The following is a 3,778-nucleotide window of genomic DNA, read 5'->3' as shown; positions in this document are numbered from 1 at the left end:
CTCCGGGGCAGAGTACCACCATTACCCAGCAGATTTTTCTGGGTCCCAAACAGCAAAGTCGCCTGGCGGCACTGGGTCGGGGTCTGGAGCAGACGGTGGATTATGGCTGGTTTGCCATTATTGCCGAACCCATGCATCTGGTACTCAAATGGTTTCATGGTCTGGTTGGCAACTGGGGTCTGGCCATTATCCTTTTGGTTATTGTCATCAAGGCGATATTTTTCTATCCCTCGGCCATCAGTTACCGGTCTATGGCCAATATGCGCAAGCTTCAGCCCAAACTGGAAAAACTGAAAAAAGAATGTGGTGATGATAAGCAGAAACTGGGCGCGGCCATGATGGAGCTCTACCGTACGGAAAAGGTCAATCCGATGGCGGGTTGTTTGCCGATCCTTCTGCAAATGCCTTTTTTCATTGCCCTTTACTGGGTTCTGGTAGAAAGCGTATCACTCCGCCAGGCGCCCTTCATCCTCTGGATTCATGATCTGGCGGTGCCCGATCCTTATTACATCCTGCCGCTGCTCATGGGCATTTCCATGTTTTTTCAGCAGCGTCTCAACCCTGCGCCCGTCGATCCGATGCAGAAAAAAATCATGTCGGCTCTGCCGGTCATTTTTGCGGTGTTTTTCTCTTTTTTCCCGGCAGGTCTGGTACTCTACTGGTTGACCAACAACGTCGTTTCCATTGGTCAGCAATATCTGATCACCCGACACATCATGGCCGCCAAAGACTAGGGCGGCACGGCTTTTCGCAGCCGGGTTGTCTCATCGGTTCCTGAATCGTGGCGAGGTTCTTATAGATGCGCTATCAGCAGGGAGATACCATCGTCGCCATTGCGACGCCGCCCGGAGAGGGGGGCGTCGGCATTTTGCGCCTCTCTGGTCCAGCCGCCCTGCGCATTGCCAAGGCCCTCTGCGGACTGGCCCCGGAAAGCCCGAACTGGTCCGCCCGACATGCCCGTTTCCGGCATTTTTACGGCCGCGATGGCCAGGGCATAGATCACGGTATTACCCTTTATTTCCCTGCACCGCACAGCTATACCGGTGAAGACGTGGTCGAATTACAGGGACATGGGAGTCCTCTGGCACTGGCCACCTTGATGCAGGAATCGGTCGCTCATGGCGCCCGTGCAGCGCGGGCAGGTGAGTTTACCGAACGCGCTTTTCTCCATGGCCGTCTGGATCTGGCCCAGGCGGAAGCCGTGGCAGACCTCATTCATGCGCGCAGCGAAGCACAGGTACGTGCCGCTTCGGCAAGTCTCGAAGGCGCTTTTTCCAAGGCTGTCGACGCCATCTATGGGCAATTATTGCAACTTCTTGCCCTGGTGGAGGCCGGGCTGGATTTCAGCGAGGAAGACCTCGGCACTGCGCACGACAGCGCGGTTCATCATGGTCTCGAAACCTTGCAGAAGCAGCTGCTTCACTTGCAACAGCAAGCCCGGCAAGGTGCACGTCTCGCCAGGGGTGGCCGCGTCATTCTTGCCGGTCGCCCCAATGTTGGCAAATCCAGCCTGATGAATGCGCTGGCCCAACGGGATGCGGCCATTGTTACCCCAGTTCCCGGAACTACCCGTGACTTGCTGCGCGAGGAAATCCTGCTCGACGGCCTGCCCGTAGAACTCATTGATACGGCCGGGCTCCGGGAGTCACAAGATGTGGTAGAGGCGGAAGGCATTTCCCGGGCGCGGCAGATCTTGCAAAGTGCCCAGCTGATATTGCTGGTTGCGGACGCCCACGCCGGCTGGCAAGCCGAAGACCAGACTATTCTCGAATCCCTGCCGTCCATACCCAGACTGATTATCTGGAACAAGCAGGATCTGGTAACCCGCCTCCCCAACGCACCGGCCCACGAAGCCTGCCTGGCCATTTCTGCGCTGGCGGGAGATGGTTTGGATGCCCTGAAAGCAGAAATCATGCTGCAGATGGGCATGGAAAACAGCGCCTGTGCCTTCAGTGCCCGGCAGCGCCACGTGGAGGCACTGGCCGACACGACAGAAAAAGTGACGGATGCGCTACACCTGCAAATAACCGCCGCCCCCCCGGAGATCCTGGCGCAAACCTTGCGGGAAGCCGCCAATGCCCTGGCGCAAATTACCGGAAAAATTGATGTGGAAGATATTCTCGGAGAGATTTTTTCGCGCTTCTGTATCGGTAAATAAATGCAGATCTTCATAATATAAAAAGGGCTGTATAACCCTCCAGCCCTTTTATTTTTTCAACTATTGCTAAACCTCATTCGACGCTGATTTTCCGTCTTTTGGCAGATTCCGCCTTGGGTAAGACCAACTCCAGAACGCCATCTTTATAGGCTGCCTTACTCTGGCTGGCATCTACATCAACAGGCAACTGTACCGTCCGTGAAAAATCACCATAACGGCGTTCACGATAAATATACTTGCCTTCTTCTTCCGTCTTGTTTTCTTCCTTGCTGCCGCTGATATATACCTGGTTACCATGAACCTGGACATCCAGCTTTTCCTTATCCATACCGGGTACTTCGGCGCGAATGACTATTTCGTTATCCCGGTCCAGGACATCAATATGAGCAATATGTGCGCGCACTGAACCATTCTGATTACCGTTATTTACCGGACGAAAAACGCCGGGCAAAAGGGAATCAAAAAACTGCTCTACCGGATCCACCGAACGCACCGACTGTACTGAAGAATTCTTTTCATCAACCATGGAATAATCTCCTTAATTCATCCCGGTGACCTAATCTCCATGCTCCAGTTAATGGGGCTGAGAAAAACCATTTTCAAGCCCTGAGAGAAATATTGTTGAAGAATTAATTCAGTATGGATAATCCCAGCCCTCCGGCTGATCCTTGAAACGACGATGCACCCACCAGTATTGTTCCGGGGCCTTGCGAATGGCGGTTTCCAGCACGGCATTCATGGCCGTGGCGTCTGCCACCGCTTCACCTGCAGGAAAATTTTCAGGCATGGGCACAAACTCCAGTCGAAATCCCTGACCACGGGGCAGACGGTAGGCAAACAGACCGAATACCGGGCTCTGCCGACGCAGGGCCAGGCGCCCCAGCAAAGGAGTGGTACAGGCGGGTCGCCCAAAAAAAGGGGCATAGTCTCCTTCCCGGGGATCCACATTCTGGTCCGGCAAAATACCCACCACCTGATGCTGCTGCAACGTATGCAAAAGAGGACGGATGCCCTCTTCCTTGGGCGTCAACCGCGCGCCACTGCGTCTCCGACCTGCCGCCATCAATGCATTTAACGCCGGGTTGCGGGTGTCCATATACAGCACCGTCACCGGCCAGCGATGACCAATGTATTGTACGGCCGCTTCCCAGGCCCCGAGGTGGGCGGTAAACAAAATGACACCACGTCCTTCTGCCAGCGCAGCATCCACCTGTTCCACACCGCGCACCTCACGAATCAGCCCCAAAGCCCGGGGCAAAGGCCAGAACCACAGGGGTCCCAGTTCTAGGGCGGCCTGACCCAGGGCGCGAAAATGCCGGCGTTGCAAATCGTGGCGCTGCACCAAAGAAAGATCGGGAAAAGCAATGGCCAGATTTGCGTCCACCACCTGGCGGGGTCGCCGCATAATCCGCCGGGCGACATCGCCGAGCGCAGAACCCAGCACCGCCCGCCATGAATCCGGCAGGATTGCCGCTCCACGCAGTAATGCGACAATAATCCACACCTGCGACTGCTGCCCGAAGCTTCCTTTGGAAGATCCCGTCGATGATTTAGCCACCTGATTCCTGATCTGTTCCGCAAAGCGCACATCATAAACGCGGGACCGGCCTTTTGTCGCTG

At 55.5% G+C, this 3,778-nt stretch carries 4 protein-coding genes; 2 read left to right on the top strand and 2 right to left on the bottom strand.

The features are described from left to right. Both yidC and mnmE read left to right on the top strand, forming a co-directional pair. Positions 1-734: membrane protein insertase YidC (yidC, locus tag AC2VLY_RS11620; RefSeq protein WP_486894339.1), on the top strand; the 734-nt coding region annotated here is incomplete at its 5' end. A gap of 65 nt (positions 735-799) precedes the next feature. Next, positions 800-2,158: a tRNA uridine-5-carboxymethylaminomethyl(34) synthesis GTPase MnmE gene (gene mnmE / locus AC2VLY_RS11615; protein ID WP_486922320.1), complete on the top strand. Its 1,359-nt coding sequence runs from the start codon at positions 800-802 to the stop codon at positions 2,156-2,158. Between the two features lie 73 nt (positions 2,159-2,231). Here mnmE and AC2VLY_RS11610 read toward each other — a convergent pair whose 3' ends face one another. Next, the gene (locus AC2VLY_RS11610) at positions 2,232-2,684 is read right to left on the bottom strand and encodes an Hsp20/alpha crystallin family protein (RefSeq protein ID WP_024894331.1); all 453 of its coding nucleotides are present in this window, start codon (positions 2,682-2,684) and stop codon (positions 2,232-2,234) included. Positions 2,685-2,792: 108 nt separating this feature from the next. Continuing rightward, positions 2,793-3,662, bottom strand: a complete 870-nt coding sequence (locus tag AC2VLY_RS11605; RefSeq protein ID WP_486922321.1) for a lysophospholipid acyltransferase family protein — start codon at positions 3,660-3,662, stop codon at positions 2,793-2,795. Between the last annotated feature and the right edge of the window lie 116 nt (positions 3,663-3,778).

The organism is Acidithiobacillus sp. TH-A36, assembly GCF_057473445.1.
Note: the sequence above shows the minus strand (reverse complement) of the source record. Positions and strands in the feature narration are given on the sequence as shown.